Genomic DNA, 14,451 nt, shown 5'->3' with positions numbered 1-14,451 from the left:
AATACCGGATCTGAGAAAAGGCCGCTTAAGCGGCCGAAAAGGGGAACGAACATGAAAAACAGAACAATGCTTGCCGCCGTATTCGGCGCTATTGCCTTCCTTGCGCCGCTGACTGCCGGCGCCAAAGACTGGACCCATGTGAAGGTCGGCATCGAAGGCGCGTTCCCGCCGTGGAACCTGATGGATTCGAGCGGCAAGCTTGCCGGCTTCGACGTCGATCTCATCAACGATCTCTGCAAGCGCGCCAAGGTCGATTGCGAGCTGATAGCCGGCGAATGGAACGCGATGATCCCGAGCCTCAACGCCGGCAAATTTGATCTTGTGATGACGCTCGGCATCAACGAGAAGCGCAAACAGGTGGTCGATTTTACCGTGCCCTATGCGAGCGGTGTCGCGAGCTTCCTGCTCGTGAAAGATGGATCGGTTTCGCCCTTGCCGATGACGGGTGAGCGGCTCAATCTCAACGATAAGGCGAAGGCGGATCCGGTGATGGCGGAGATCGGCAAGGCTTTGAAAGGCAAGACGGTCGGTGTCGTCCAGTCGACCAGCCAGGAGCAGCTGATCAATTCCTATTTCGGATCCGATGTGACGGTGCGTGCCTATAAGAGCTCCGGAGAGCGCGATCTTGATCTGAAGGCAGGCCGCATCGATGTCGGCTTCGACAGCGGCGTCTATGAAACCTCCGTGCTCGCCAAACCCGGCAACGACGATCTGATGATGTCCGGTCCCCTGGTGAAGGGGGCGATGCTGGCAACGGAGGTCGCTCTTGGCATGCGCAAGGGCGAAACCGATCTGAAGGCGAAGTTCGACGATGCCATCAAGCAGGCGGCCAAGGATGGTACGATCAAGCAGCTCTCGGAAAAATGGAGCAAGATCGACCTGACGCCGACCTTCGAGGCCAATTGAGCGCATTCCGCATCCATCGTTCCTGGCCGAGGCTAAGACCATGACTTCCGTTGCCTGCATCCATTCTTTCAGGTCAAGCGCATGAACCAGCCAACCCTATTCGAGCTTGCCGGTTTCGGTCCGGATGGCTGGGGTCATGCTCTGCTCGCCGGCGCCTGGATGACCATTCTTGTCGCGATCGCCGGCTATGCGGTCGGCGCCTGCATCGGAACGCTCGGCGCATGGGGCAAGATCGCCGGCAATCGGTTTGCCCGCGCCACGGCGGACGCCTATACGACGGTTCTTCGCGGCATTCCCGATCTTTTGGTCATCTATCTCTTTTACTTCGGCGGCAGCGCGGTCGTCACGGCCATTGGCAAGATGTTCGGAGCGGAGGGCTTCCTCGGTTTTCCGGGTTTCCTGGCCGGTTCCCTTGCCGTCGGCGTCACGTCCGGTGCGCAGTTCACAGAGGTACTGCGCGGCGGGTTCAAGGCCGTGCATCCTGGTGAGATCGAGGCTGCCGTCGCCTGTGGAATGCCGCGCTGGCTGCGCCTGCGCCGGATTATCGCGCCGCTGACCTTGCGGCATGCGCTGCCGGGGCTCGGGAACGTCTGGCAGGTCGTCCTCAAGGAGTCGGCGCTGGTCTCGATCACCGGCGTTGCCGAATTGCTGCGCCAGGCGCAGGTCGGTGCTGGCTCCACGGGGCTGCCGTTCGATTTCTACCTGATCGCAGGGATGATCTATCTGATGATCTCGACCCTATCCAGCCTGATCATCCAGCAGGCCGAGCGCCATCTGTCGCGCGGTGTGAGGAAACGCTGATGGATTGGCAATTCCTTGAAGAGACTTTCGTGAGCCTTGTCGCGGCGATCCCGCTGACGATCGAGCTTGCGGTGACGTCGATCTGCCTCGGCGCTATCCTCGCATTGCTTCTGGCGCTCGCTCGCCTGTCGGGCGTCACCGTCCTCGACTGGTTTGCCCGGCTCTACGTTTTCGTCTTTCGCGGTACGCCGCTGCTCGTCCAGATCTTCCTGATCTACTACGGTCTCGGCCAGTTTCCTGCCATCCGGCACAGCATTTTCTGGCCGTTCCTGCGCGATCCCTATTGGTGCGCCGTCCTGGCGCTGACACTGAATACCGCGGCCTACGCCAGCGAGATCATCCGCGGCGGTCTGCTCTCGGTGCCGCATGGGCAGGTGGAAGCTGCGCGGGCCTGCGGCATGCATCGTCTCATGATGTTCCGGCGCATCATCCTGCCGCTTGCCATCCGCCAGGCCCTGCCGGGCTATGGCAACGAGATGATCTCGATGGTGAAGGCGACATCGCTCGCCTCGATCATCACGTTGATGGAGGTCACGGGCGTTGCGGCGAAGATCATTTCGGAGACCTACCGCGCCATTGAGGTCTTCGTCGTCTCGGGCGCCATCTACCTGGCGATCAACTTCGTGCTGACACGCCTCATCCAGCTTGCCGAGTACCGGTTGAGCCCGCACCTGCGCCCGCCTGTTCCGGTGATGCACGATACCGCCGCTGCGGCGGCCCCCGTAGGAGATCCGCAATGACGGCCACGCCAATCGCACTCAGCGTGCGCGACATGCACAAGAGCTTTGGACCGGTCGAGGTGCTCAAGGGTATCTCGCTCGATGCGTCGGAAGGCGACGTTGTCTCGATTCTCGGATCGTCAGGTTCCGGAAAATCGACGTTCCTGCGATGCATCAATTTGCTGGAGACGCCCGATTCCGGGGAGGTGACCGTGGCGGGCGAAACGATCCGCATGCAGCGCACCGCCCGCGGCGCCCATCGCCCGTCCGACGGAAGGCAAGTCGATCGTATCCGCTCGCAGCTTGGCATGGTGTTTCAGAGCTTCAATCTCTGGTCCCACAAGACGGTGCTGGAGAACGTGATCGAGGCACCCGTCTACGTCCAGGGCCGGGGACGTGCCGAATGTATCGAGGAAGCAGAAGCGCTGCTCGCCAAGGTCGGCATCGCAGACAAGCGCAATTTCTATCCGGCTCATCTTTCGGGGGGCCAGCAACAGCGCGCAGCCATCGCGCGTGCACTCGCCATGCACCCGAAGGTGATGCTGTTCGACGAGCCGACATCGGCGCTCGACCCCGAGCTTGTGGGCGAGGTCCTGAGGGTCATGCGAGCGCTCGCCGAGGAAGGACGCACCATGCTCGTCGTGACGCATGAGATGGGCTTTGCGCGCGATGTCTCGAGCCGCGTCATCTTCCTGCACAAGGGCGTCGTCGAGGAGGACGGCAGGCCGCAGGATGTCTTTGCCGGTTCACGGTCCGAACGCTTCCGCCAGTTCATCAGCCAATAATTTCAAACTCAATCACAATGGGGAACTCGATCATGAAATACCTGACCGGACTTCTGACTGCGATCATGATGGTCGCCACGCTCGCAACGGCGAGCATCGTGCGCGCGGAGGACAAAAAGTGGACACATGTCACCATCGCGACAGAGGGCGCTTTTCGCCCATGGAATTTCACCAAGGCGGACGGCAGCCTGGACGGATATGAGATCGAACTGATCAAATATCTCTGCGATCACATGAAGGTCGAATGCACGACCGTCATCCAGCCCTTCGACGGCATTATCCCGGCGCTCAATGCGGGTAAATTCGACGCGATCATTTCCGGCATGTCGGCAACCGCAAAGCGGGAGGAAGTCATTGCCTTCAGCGATTCCTACGGCACGACCGGCCAGACTTTCGCAACGCTGAAGGATTCCTCGCTTGTCGATCTTCCCATGAAGGGCCAGGTGTTTTCCCTCGCGACGGATGAAGCCGGCGCGGCCAAGGCGCTGAAGGAACTTGAGCCGATCCTCAAGGGCAAGACGATCGGGGTGCAGACGGCATCGATCGCGGCAACCTTCCTCGATAAGTATCTAAAGGGCGTTGCCGATATTCGCGAATATAAGACGACCGAGCAGCACGACCTCGACCTGAAGGCCGGCCGTGTCGATCTCATCATGGCGTCCATGGCCTATCTGTCGACGGCGGCGGCAAAGCCCGGCAATGAGGACATGACCGTGACCGGACCGCGCTTCCAAGGCGGCCTTCTCGGCCGCGGCAGTTCCGTCGGCCTGCGCAAGGATGACACCCAGCTGAAGGCGATGTTCAACGATGCGATCGCAGCGGCGAAAGCCGACGGCACGATCGCAAAGCTGTCTCAGAAATGGTTCGGCTTCGACGTGACCCCGAAGTAACTCCACAACGAAGCCAATCAGTCGCCTTCGTTGCACGGCCTTTGATCGTGCCGGGCAAGGGCGGAAAATGCTCTGCTTCCTTGTAAAATATTCTTCTTGCGACGAAGCCATGCTCCGCGGCCTGCGAGGTCGCGGAGTTGCGCGATTCCAATCGATGCCGACAATCTGAAATCATTGCGCCACGAATCTGCCGACCAGATGGGGTGGCTCAGCGAGACGCTGGATATCGATGCAAGCGTTCGTGCTTGAGCACCCCCCATGACTGGCTCTTGCCGTGCATGACGCTCGCCGTGCATCATGGCGGCGCAGGAACCACGGCCGCCGCCTTCACCGATCAGTCCACGCTCAGAACGATTTTTCCTTGGACGTGCTCGTTTTCCAGGGTTCGTTGCGCGTCGGCGGCCTTATCAAGCGGAAAGACCTTGTGGAGGAGGACTTTGACTTGCCCTTGCTCTATCAGATCAGCGATTTCATGAAGCTGGTTCGCATTCGGCTTGGCCATATAGCCGGCAATCCGAATATTTCCGGATACGGTGTCTGGGCGTTCCGGCTCGCCGAGCGTCGAGACCAGAATTCCTCCGTTCTTGACAACTCCGAACGAACGTTTTTGCGTTTCACCCCCGACAAGATCGAAAACCATATCGACCGGATCAAGCGCCTCCTCGAAACGTTCGGACTTGTAGTCGATGACTTGATCCGCCCCAAGGCGCCGGGCAAGATCGACGTCCAGCCCTGACACAGTCGTTGCAACCCAGGCTCCCTTGGCCTTTGCGAATTGGATCGCGAAATGGCCGACGCCTCCACCCCCTCCATGGATCAAAACCCGCTGACCGCTTCGAAGGCGGCCATGATCAAACAATCCCTGCCATGCGGTCATGGCGGCGAGCGGAATGGCCGCGGCCTCCTCGAAACTGATCGAGGATGGCATTTTCGTGAGCAACGCAGCCGGAACGGCGACATATTCCTCGTAGCCGCCACGCTTCATGTCGAGGAACGCGATTACACGATCGCCGCTGGCAAAGCCGGTTACCTCGCGACCAAGTGCCTCGACGGTGCCCGCAAGATCGCGTCCGGGAACGATCGGCAGATCACTTTGCTCGACGGCGGGATAGCCGCCCTTGCGGATTTTCCAGTCGACCGGATTGACACTTGCTGCCGCGACCCTGACCAAAACCTCGTTTTCACCGGGGGAGGGGCGTTCGATCTGATCAAGCCGCAATACATCCGCATCGCCGAATTCATGCATTCTAATGGCCATCATCTTGGGCATGTTAAACCGCCTTTCCGGGAATTATGGATTCGCAGCCGGCATAAGCCAGCCTTCGGCATCACGACCGATTGAGGAACTTATTGAAGCGACTTTCGCGACCATCCTCCGTCTCTTCCTGATAGAGGAACGCCAACTTATTCTCGTCGAAGATCCGGAAGAATTCGTCCCAGCCGATTTCTTCGAAATTTTGCTCGGGCTCACCAAAATCGATCCGCAAGAGGCCGCCATTTCCGCCGGCGCTTTTCACACGTGATGGACGTCCGTCTCTTGCTTCCACCCATTGACGGATTGTTTCGTGGTCTGTCGTTGTTTTTGATGCAGACATGGCGTCATTCCTTCGATGATTTCTGGTTCAGGTCTGCGAATGCGCTCCACCGGGTCTGGAGATTTCCGCGAGCGCCGGGCCGGCGGACCCATCGGCCATGGAAACGGCGAGATCTCCGAGCGAGAGTATGCCGACCAGCCGCTTGTCACGGTTGAGCACCGGCAGCCGCCGCACCTGAATGTTCCCCAGGTTTGTCATCACGTCGTCGACATCGTCATCCTCGAAGCAGTATTTGACTTCTGCCGACATCACGTCACCGATCCTGGTGTCGGGTCCCTTGCCGCGTGCGACTGCACGTACTGCAATGTCGCGATCCGTGATCATGCCCACGAGCTTGTCGTTTTCGGCAACAGGAAGAACGCCGGCATCGAGATCGGCCATCATGACCGCGGCGTCGCGAATGGAATGGTTGGGATTTGCGACGCGCACGTCGCGCGTCATTGCTGCGTTCACTTGCATGTCTCTGTCCTCCTTGAAAGAAAGACCCCAACTCGCGTGGGCATCCAGAGTTCCTTCATCGGAATAAAAGCAGCTGAAAAATGCATCGCCGACCACCAAAGCGGAGCTTTCGGCCATGCCTCCTGAGCTTGCGCCAATATCCTAGATGTGCGGTTCCGGCCGGATGAGGCATTTGCCCTGTCGATTTCAATTGAAGTCGAAAGCCGAAAATCCGGCGCTCGATTTTGATACAGGACTTCGGATGACTAGGAGGGGTTGTGAAAATGCCGCTCTTTGGCACATCGACTGACCGCAACGCCGTGTTTCGTGGCCTCGTGGAAGCAGCAACATAACCCGAGCGCCTCTCGCTGACCTCGACCCGGCCCAAGCCGTAAGCTCAACCGCAATGCCATAGCGTCTACATAATTCTTGCTGGCGGAGTAGGAGCATACGTAGCGCTACTTCCTTTGGTCATGACGCGGCCCAGTTTGCCGAATTGAGCCGCAGGGATGGACAGGCCTAATATTTCCGCATGAAGAAACTCCAGATGACTTTGGTCCAGATGCTCCTCACGATGGTCGGATTGCTGGCCACCGTAGCGCTCGCCATGGGCATCCCGGATGTCCCGTCGGGAACGAGTCATCACGAGCTTTACCAGGTAATGGCGATATCCGCCGCGCCGTGTAATTTGCAGGATTGTGGCCAGGCTGACCGCAGCGACGGAAGCAAACATACGCATCATCACAAATGCCGCAAAACCGTCGCCTGTTCTGTCTTCGGCATCATCACTTCGCCGCTCCAGGTCACAGGTCCTGAGATCGTACGGACATTCCTTGTACGGTATTGGCCGCCACTGTCTTCTTCCGATCCCCAAGACCTTCTTCGTCCTCCAAAACGCCTTCTTGCCTAACTCCGCCAGGCGTCTTCATTCGGCAGGACAAGTCGTTCCTACCACAAAACGCGAAGCTCAAAGCCGGTCGACATATCTGCGACAAAGGCTGCCGAAAATAATCACGTCTCAGGACGTGGATCTCGGCAAGCTTCACGTGAGGTCAGCCCGGCGGTTCGCAAGTTGCCCCAAACCAATTCGAGTCCTTATTGCCCGCCCGATCTCCGCCGGAGCCGGCGGCATGTTCGAAGGAGTTATCGATGTCGACCACCATGACCGGTCTAAACACCCTACGTCAGACCCCTCGTCGCCTTTGTCGCGTGTTCTGGGAGTCCATTCCAAGTCCATTACGGCGAACGCCGTTCATGTTCCGTACCGGACGATACATCTACCGCAGATTCACCAAGAACACCGCACGGTTTCAGTCCCATTATACCCATTTCATGCGCAACCCACCGCTGCTGTCCGTGATCGGAATGCTCACGTCCGGATATCCGCGCAATGGCGATGTCAAGGTCGCGTCGATCGGCTGCAGCACGGGAGCCGAACTGTACTCCGTCCTCTATGCGATCAAGAAGGCCCGGAGTGATCTATTTGTCACAGCACATGGCGCAGACATATCCGGCGTAGTCGTGGAGGTTGCGAAGCGGGGCGTTTACTTTCCGAATGTTCCGGCCGCTGAAGGAAGCTCCTACGCCGCGGGCAGAGCCGAAGTCGCAAGCGCCGACCTGCCGTCGCTCGTCGAGATTTTGCAGCCTCTTCCAGATGGATCCTTACAGGTGAGGGATTGGCTCAGACGTGACATTACCTGGCTCACGGCCGATGCTACGGATGTCGAATTGCTGGACCTTGTTGGACGGCAGGACTTCCTGCTGGCGAATAATTTCATGGGACCCATGGACGACCTCATGGCTGAACGGTGCCTGCGCAACGTGATGAGGCTGGTCGCTCCGGGCGGATATCTGATCGTCGACGGAATCGATCTCGACGTCAAAACCAAAGTGTTGAAGACATCCGGCTTCCGGCCCGTGGTGACCCGGCAGTACGAGATATGGGCGTCTGAGGCATGGAAGAATGGCTGGCCATGGCTTCGCTGGGCGCGGGAACCTCTGGATCGCAGCGCGCCCGACTGGGCTTGGCGATATTCGGTCATCTTTCGCCTTGCAACCGATAGCGCGTAGATCGGCTCATGGTGGCCGCCGAAGTCTGCCCCTCGGGCAGACCGAAACCAGTGATCTGCCAGTATGGAACGTTGACGATGCTTTCACCTGTCGAAGATGCCAAACCCCGGGAACACCTGGATCGACCGCTATCGGTCGGAGCTGGCCAACGTCAGTTCAAGCCGGCGATCGTATCCGGCGGAGTTTGGATCGTCACCGCGAAGATTGTTTCGCAGCTTTCCCAGGTCGCGATGTTCTTCGTTGCTGCGCGCCTGCTGAGCCCGGCGGAGTTCGGGCTCTTCGCATTCTTTTCCGCCATTGCCATGCTGCTCGTGGTCGTGGCGGAGGGCGGGTGGGCGGAATTCATGATGAAAGCCGGCGATGAGGACGATTGCTTTGATCAAGTCACCACCATCTCGCTTTTTAGCGGCTGTTTATTCACCGCCGTCGGCGTGGTTGCCACCGCCGTCTTCTACTGCTTTACGGGCGACGAAAAACAGAGTGCGCTTCTTGCCCTGTTCAGCTGCTGGATGTTGCCTGCGGCATTGACCGCGGCTTTCGATGGAACACTTGTCGTCTCCGGCCGCCTGCGTCAACGTGCGATCGTCAGGATTGTGGGAGAAACGTCTGGCCTGATCGCCGCAATGGTGTTGCTCCATCTTCATGCGCATGCATCGGCGCTGGCGGCAGCCAAGGTAATTTGCCAGCTCGTTCTCCTTATAGGATCGGCGCGGGCCACGAGGCGGCTGCCGCGTCTGCGCGTGACGAAGCCCGTTCTTGCCGAGGTCATGGCGTTTTCGCGCCAGATTGTCGGCAATCGTCTCGTCGCGTTTCTCGGCTCGTATTCGGGCACGCTCGTCGTCGGAAGTTTTCTCGGAATAGCGGACGCCGGTTTCTATCGTGCTGCCGAGCGTATCGTCGCCGTTATTTCGGAATTGCTGGGAGAGCCGGCACGGTCGTTGAGCTGGGTTGTTTTCCGGCGCGCGCATCTGCAGCCTGGCGCGCCAGCTCGATCGGTCGGCCATGCCGGCATCCGGTTCCTACTCGTTCTCCTCGCCATCGCCGCGCCCATGTATCTCGGACTGGCGCAGGTATCCGACGCTGTCGTGCGGCTGACGCTCGGCGAGGTATGGATACCTGCAGCTTCCATAATCCCCTTCCTTTGCCTGCGGCAGTTGCTGCTTTCGCCAGGTTACATCAATGAAGCGTCGCTGTCTGTGGTTGGTCACATTCGGTACCGGCTCCCCGTAACACTGTTGAACGTCGTCGTTTCGCTTGTGGCAATTATCGCAGCCGCCCGGTTCGGACTGTGGCAATTGGCGATCGTGCAATGCTTCACAGCGGCATTCGCGCTGGCGACCTGCATTGGATTGCAGTCAAAGTTCGTGGGTGTGAACTGGCTGGAAATTGCGCGGGGAGTCGTCCTGTTGATCATGCCGGCGAGCATCATGATGGTCGCGACCGTGGGACTGGTCCGGCAGTATTTTTCCGAGGACTTGTCCTGGCGGCCCGTTCTTGTCCTTCAGATCGGCGCAGGCGTTCTGGCCTATGCCGCCGGACTGATGGTCGCGGTTGGACTAGGCACGCGTCTACGCTGGCTGACGTTGAAATAGAGGGAACGCCGAGGACCATGCGTTACATCGAGCCTCTCGGATTCTCACCCGACGCCGCAGTCTAAGGCAGTTCTCACAGCGTTGATCCTCACTGGACAATTTTCCACCTGTGGGCCTGGTAATGGTCGCTTCGGTCGGCAACACGCTGTGAGGTATGGTAGGTGGTCGCTGCTTCAGTCCCGGATGCCGATCTTCGGAGACCCTTGACGGTGCTCGCAGCTGTTTTGCGAGAGCGGTTGCTGCCGCTCGCGCTTCTCGTTTTCGTGGCCAAGACAGGGCGCTCCGTTGTCCCGCGAACGGCTTGCGGATTTCCTCCAACAGCGGGATCTCAGGCGACGGTCGTTAGCGCAACCGCGAAGTCGCGATAGCTGTGCAGTGAACGAGCGAAAATCGCGGTCAGCCGTTCGATGTCGCCGGTCTCGGGGATCATGCCGTCGCTGACGTAGTGTTTCGCCATGAGGCGCATCTCAAAGTAACGGTCTGCAAACGTGGCCAGATATTTCAGCATCGACAATCCTTATCATGGATGCATTTTTAGGCGCTATCCATTCCGCCAACTTCAAATTGATGTAGCGCCGATTTCCGCAACGAAGATTAGGAATTTTGCGGTGAAGGTATGAGTTAACCAATCTCGTCAGGAATAAAGCCACCGGTCTGATGTTTCCACAGACGGGCAAAGAGACCATCTTTTCCCACCAGTTCGTCTGGCCCGCCTTCTTCCACGATACGTCCCCGATCGAGGACTACGATCCGGTCCATCTTCGCAATCGTGGAGAGGCGATGTGCGATCGCGATCACTGTCTTTCCCTCCATCACGAGGTTCAGCCTTTCCTGGATCGCGGCCTCGGATTCGCTGTCCAGCGCCGAGGTCGCTTCATCGAGCACCAGGATCGGTGCATCCTTCAGGAGCACACGGGCTATGGCCACCCGCTGGCGCTGACCGCCCGACAATTTTATGCCTCGATCGCCGACGAAGGCGTCATAGCCTTTGCGGCCCTCGCTGTCGGCGAGGTCGGCGATGAAGCCATCGGCGCTCGCCATCTTCGCCACCCTTTCGACCTCTTCCTGCGTCGCCTCTGGTCGCCCATAGCGGATATTGTCACCGACGGAACGGTGCAGCAACGCGACATCCTGGGCGATGACGCCGATCGCGCGGCGAAGGCTTGCTTGCGTCACCGCCCGAATATCCTGCCCGTCGATCCGGATCGCGCCGTCGTTGATATCGTAGAAGCGCAGGAGCAGATTTGCGAGCGTCGTCTTGCCGGCACCTGAGACGCCGACAAGACCGACCTTTTCACCCGGCCGCACGGTCAGCGAAAGATCATCGATGATGGGCTTGCCAGATTTGTAGGCGAAACGAACGTTCTCGAAGCGGATTTCGCCAGTCGGGACGACAAGGTCCTTTGCGTCCGGCCCGTCGGTGATGGTGGGCGGGGTCGTCATGACCGGCATCGCGTCCTTGATCGTGCCGATCGCCTGGAAGATTTGCTGGCCCATCTGCAGGAAAGTAAACGTGTGACCGGAGAAGCGGTTGAGAACATAAACGGCGGCCGTGAATTCGCCGATCGTGACGAAGCCATCCACGAGCCCGGTAAAGCCGATCGACAGGATTGCTAGCCAATGCATCATGTTGAGGACGACGACGATGACCTCAGCGGTACGGTAGATGCGCTGTTCGCTCTGCTGCGCTTCGATCGCCTTGTCGATTATGCCTCTGATAGCGCCGGCCTCGCTGTCTTCCGCGGCGAATTGTTTGACCATCTGCATATTGGCGTAAAGATCGGTGACAGCACCGGAAATCAGGCTGCGACGCTTGGCCGAGCGGCGAGAGCGTTCAGTGAAGACGGGCGCCAGCCTGATGGCGAGAAGCACGTTGAGCGTGATCCAAATGATGGACGGAAGGGCAAGCTGCCAGGAGAGCGCGCCCAGAAGGATGACGGAGCCGATCATCTGCATGATAAAGCGCGGAATGGATTGGAAGGCTGAAATGACCTGCTGCTGCACGGCTGAGGCCACCTGCTGCAGGCGCGAGGCGACCTGGCCGGCATAGAGATCATGGAAGAAGGCGAGGTCCTGCCGCTCCACCGCCCTGTGCCCTTGCCATTGAATAGCGGCCGGCATGCCGATGCCAAGCGTATGCGAGTTGAGCGTATTGACGAGGAAGGAGCCGATCGGGATGCAGGGGAAAAGCATCACGCCGAGGAAGATCAGCAGCATCCGGTCGTTGTGCAGGAAAGCGGCAGCGCCCTGTTGCGTGACCCCGTCAACAATGACGGACAGGCCCCAAACGATGGTCAGGCTCATGACTTCAATCGCCATGGTGCAAAGGGCGAGCGTGACCAGGATGCCACGAAACATCAGGACGAAGTGAAGAAGAACGGCCCATGGCCCGTTTGACGGCAGCGGCCGGTAGGGAATGTCGAGCGGCCGGATCAGGCCTTCGAAGGGGCGGTAGATCACATCTGAAATCGACATGGGTGCTCGAACTCTAAATGGAAGACGGGCGAGGACTCAACTATCGGAATAGGATCACCTTCCGCCTACAACATCAATTAGAACATCTCAGTAAATGTCAGGAGTTCCGCGACAGCATGATTGGCAGATTGCTGCTTAAGCATCGGCCAAGCACCAGCGCGGAGGCGCGAACCCGACAAGGGCTCTGCGGATAGCGACACCTCTATCCTTGATAAGCGAAGGGATTGTCGCACGGGCGAAGGGCCTCAGACGCTGTTCGCTTATTTGGAGGCGGCCTCTGTCATTCGTGTGCGCTCGCCAGAGGCAAAACGCCAGAAGGTCAGGCTCGCCGCCAGCGAACCCGCTAGATAAGCTTCGAACGGCGGCTGTCCCCGCGAAGCCTGAAGTAACTGCGGCAGATGCCCATGAAGTTCCCAATAAACCGAGATCGCTAGCCCAACGCCGGCAATCATATAATAGTAGAAGCCAGCCATCAGAAACTCGCCGATTGCGATCAGAACACTCGCCGGCACGATCGTGAAAAAGAAAAAGAACACGCAAAGCATAACAGGCCCGAATAAGACCATCTCGAGGTTCTGCCAAATCGATTGTTGTCGCAGGCCGGCAGCTTCAGGCACGATAAACTCGCAATAGAACAGGAACATCGCCGCGCCAACATAGTAGGCATAAAGGAATGCGCGGGTAAGCGTCACCATCCGCATTGGCCCTGTTTCTGTGCAGATCTTTTCTTCGCTCATGTAGTTCCGTCCAATGCCGTCTCCCGGCAACGCATATGCCGGCAAAATTAAAACACTTCCGGCTGGCTGACCAGCGCACTCTCATTGGTGACGTTAGTCGATCCATAGGGCTCGCGGGATGCGACGATCAACTTATCATCCGGCAATGGCTCTTCATCGAAGCCGGCAATATCAATGGCATCGCAGACATCGCGCTTGCCGGTATAGGCTTGGAGCCCGATGATGGTGTAGCCTCCGGTGTTGAAGATGGGACCTTACTCGAGGAAGTGCACATGGCTGATGAGGAGACAGTCATAATCGGTGCAGGCCCGGCGGGGTTGGCATGCGCCGCGGCTCTCCGTGCAAGTGGCTGCCGTTCCATCATCCTCGAAGCAACGAACAAGCTTGGCGCGTCCTGGCGGCGGCACTACGATCGTCTTCACCTCCATACTGACAAGAGCCACTCAGCCCTTCCCGGAAGACCGATGCCCGCCGGCTTTCCGAAATATCCGTCGCGGGTGCAGGTCATCGACTACCTCGAAAGCTATGCGCGGGAAAACAACCTTCGAATTCTCACCGACAAGACCGTGGCGCGCGTAGCCAAAAAGACGGATTGGAGTGTCGAGACCACCGACGGCGATGTGTTCGAGGCGAGAGCGGTTATAGTCGCGACCGGTCTGTCGAGGACTCCCATCAGACCGCATTGGGCCGGTCAGAACAATTTTCCAGGAAATATTATTCACTCTTCCGAATACCGGAATGCTTCTGCCCTCGGCGCCGGTCGCATCCTGGTCGTCGGCTTCGGAAACTCGGCAGGAGAGATTGCGCTGGAATGTGCCGAAGCGGGTCTTGACGTCGCCATGTCGGTCCGCGGTCCGGTCAATATCGTACCGAGGGAGATTTTTGGCCTGCCAAGTGCGACGATCGCCATCGCTCAACAACATTTTCCGCACAGAATGGTCGACGCGGTCAACGCGCCCATTCTGCACTTGCGCTACCGCGATATCGAGGAACTGGGTCTCAAGCGCTCCCGGCAAGGACCTCTGACAACGATGATAGAGCAAGGCCGGACTCCCTTGATCGACATTGGTACCATCGCGAAGATCAGGGATGGTCGGATCAAGGTGTTTCCCGGCATCGAAATGTCGGACGGCGCCAACGTGTTTTTCGTCAATGACCGATCCGTTGAATTCGATGCGATTGTGCTGGCGACCGGCTATAGACCATCTCTCGAAGCATTTCTGCCGGATTTGGCGGAGCGGTTTTCGAATGCCGGGAAGCCGGCAAGGGACGAGCTTCAGCCGGGAAAGGACAATCTATACTTCTGCGGCTTCAATCCTGCCACCACCGGCCTGCTTCGCCAGATTGGAATCGAGGCATTGCAAATCGCAAAGTCGATTGCGGCAACGACCCGCGCGCAAAGTGTTTCATCTGGGCGGAGTTGAAGTGGCGCAAACTAATAAG

The 14,451-nt window shown here is 58.7% G+C and carries 15 protein-coding genes; 8 read left to right on the top strand and 7 right to left on the bottom strand.

Annotated elements, in window-relative coordinates; all coding sequences use genetic code 11:
* The first annotated feature begins 51 nt into the window (after nucleotides 1-51).
* The 5 genes from AC13RM_RS03890 (at nucleotide 52) to AC13RM_RS03870 (ending at nucleotide 4,101) form a co-directional block, all read left to right on the top strand.
* Nucleotides 52-906, top strand: coding sequence for a transporter substrate-binding domain-containing protein (locus AC13RM_RS03890; protein WP_488554589.1), 855 nt, complete (start codon nucleotides 52-54; stop codon nucleotides 904-906).
* Between the two features lie 81 nt (nucleotides 907-987).
* Complete coding sequence (locus tag AC13RM_RS03885) at nucleotides 988-1,707, top strand: ABC transporter permease (RefSeq protein ID WP_488554588.1); 720 nt, start codon at nucleotides 988-990, stop codon at nucleotides 1,705-1,707.
* On the top strand, nucleotides 1,707-2,447 hold the full coding sequence (locus tag AC13RM_RS03880; protein WP_113232458.1) for an ABC transporter permease: 741 nt from the start codon (nucleotides 1,707-1,709) through the stop codon (nucleotides 2,445-2,447). The genes AC13RM_RS03885 and AC13RM_RS03880 overlap by 1 nt, the downstream gene beginning before the upstream one ends.
* The gene (locus tag AC13RM_RS03875; protein ID WP_113232457.1) at nucleotides 2,444-3,211 is read left to right on the top strand and encodes an ABC transporter ATP-binding protein; all 768 of its coding nucleotides are present in this window, start codon (nucleotides 2,444-2,446) and stop codon (nucleotides 3,209-3,211) included. The genes AC13RM_RS03880 and AC13RM_RS03875 overlap by 4 nt, the downstream gene beginning before the upstream one ends.
* Before the next feature lie 32 nt (nucleotides 3,212-3,243).
* On the top strand, nucleotides 3,244-4,101 hold the full coding sequence (locus tag AC13RM_RS03870; protein WP_488554587.1) for a transporter substrate-binding domain-containing protein: 858 nt from the start codon (nucleotides 3,244-3,246) through the stop codon (nucleotides 4,099-4,101).
* 334 nt (nucleotides 4,102-4,435) lie between these two features.
* On the opposite strand, the gene AC13RM_RS03865 is transcribed toward AC13RM_RS03870, so the two are convergent.
* The 4 genes from AC13RM_RS03865 to AC13RM_RS03850 form a co-directional block, all read right to left on the bottom strand.
* Nucleotides 4,436-5,371, bottom strand: a complete 936-nt coding sequence (locus AC13RM_RS03865; protein ID WP_488554586.1) for an NADP-dependent oxidoreductase — start codon at nucleotides 5,369-5,371, stop codon at nucleotides 4,436-4,438.
* 58 nt (nucleotides 5,372-5,429) lie between these two features.
* Complete coding sequence (locus AC13RM_RS03860; RefSeq protein WP_488554585.1) at nucleotides 5,430-5,696, bottom strand: hypothetical protein; 267 nt, start codon at nucleotides 5,694-5,696, stop codon at nucleotides 5,430-5,432.
* A 27-nt stretch (nucleotides 5,697-5,723) separates the two neighbouring features.
* A complete protein-coding gene (locus AC13RM_RS03855) occupies nucleotides 5,724-6,155 on the bottom strand; it encodes a CBS domain-containing protein (protein WP_113232613.1) in 432 nt (143 codons plus the stop codon).
* Between the two features lie 397 nt (nucleotides 6,156-6,552).
* Entirely contained in the window at nucleotides 6,553-7,008 is a 456-nt protein-coding gene (locus AC13RM_RS03850; protein WP_488554584.1) for a hypothetical protein, read from the bottom strand.
* Between the two features lie 275 nt (nucleotides 7,009-7,283).
* Between AC13RM_RS03850 and AC13RM_RS03845 the strand changes: the two genes are divergently transcribed.
* The gene (locus AC13RM_RS03845) at nucleotides 7,284-8,204 is read left to right on the top strand and encodes a CheR family methyltransferase (RefSeq protein ID WP_488554583.1); all 921 of its coding nucleotides are present in this window, start codon (nucleotides 7,284-7,286) and stop codon (nucleotides 8,202-8,204) included.
* Between the two features lie 77 nt (nucleotides 8,205-8,281).
* Complete coding sequence (locus AC13RM_RS03840) at nucleotides 8,282-9,796, top strand: oligosaccharide flippase family protein (RefSeq protein WP_488554582.1); 1,515 nt, start codon at nucleotides 8,282-8,284, stop codon at nucleotides 9,794-9,796.
* Between the two features lie 328 nt (nucleotides 9,797-10,124).
* Here the strand turns inward: AC13RM_RS03840 and AC13RM_RS03835 are convergent, their stop codons facing one another.
* The 3 genes from AC13RM_RS03835 to AC13RM_RS03825 form a co-directional block, all read right to left on the bottom strand.
* Nucleotides 10,125-10,304 (bottom strand): hypothetical protein, encoded by a 180-nt coding sequence (locus AC13RM_RS03835; protein WP_488554581.1) that lies wholly within the window; start codon nucleotides 10,302-10,304, stop codon nucleotides 10,125-10,127.
* Between the two features lie 113 nt (nucleotides 10,305-10,417).
* Nucleotides 10,418-12,271, bottom strand: coding sequence for an ABC transporter ATP-binding protein (locus AC13RM_RS03830; protein WP_440480246.1), 1,854 nt, complete (start codon nucleotides 12,269-12,271; stop codon nucleotides 10,418-10,420).
* Nucleotides 12,272-12,531: 260 nt separating this feature from the next.
* The gene (locus tag AC13RM_RS03825; RefSeq protein ID WP_488554580.1) at nucleotides 12,532-13,008 is read right to left on the bottom strand and encodes a hypothetical protein; all 477 of its coding nucleotides are present in this window, start codon (nucleotides 13,006-13,008) and stop codon (nucleotides 12,532-12,534) included.
* A gap of 35 nt (nucleotides 13,009-13,043) precedes the next feature.
* Between AC13RM_RS03825 and AC13RM_RS03820 the strand changes: the two genes are divergently transcribed.
* Nucleotides 13,044-14,432, top strand: a complete 1,389-nt coding sequence (locus AC13RM_RS03820) for a flavin-containing monooxygenase (RefSeq protein ID WP_440480244.1) — start codon at nucleotides 13,044-13,046, stop codon at nucleotides 14,430-14,432.
* Nucleotides 14,433-14,451: the final 19 nt, after the last annotated feature.

Source organism: Martinezella sp. CNPSo 3732, assembly GCF_057784515.1.
Note: the sequence above shows the minus strand (reverse complement) of the source record. Positions and strands in the feature narration are given on the sequence as shown.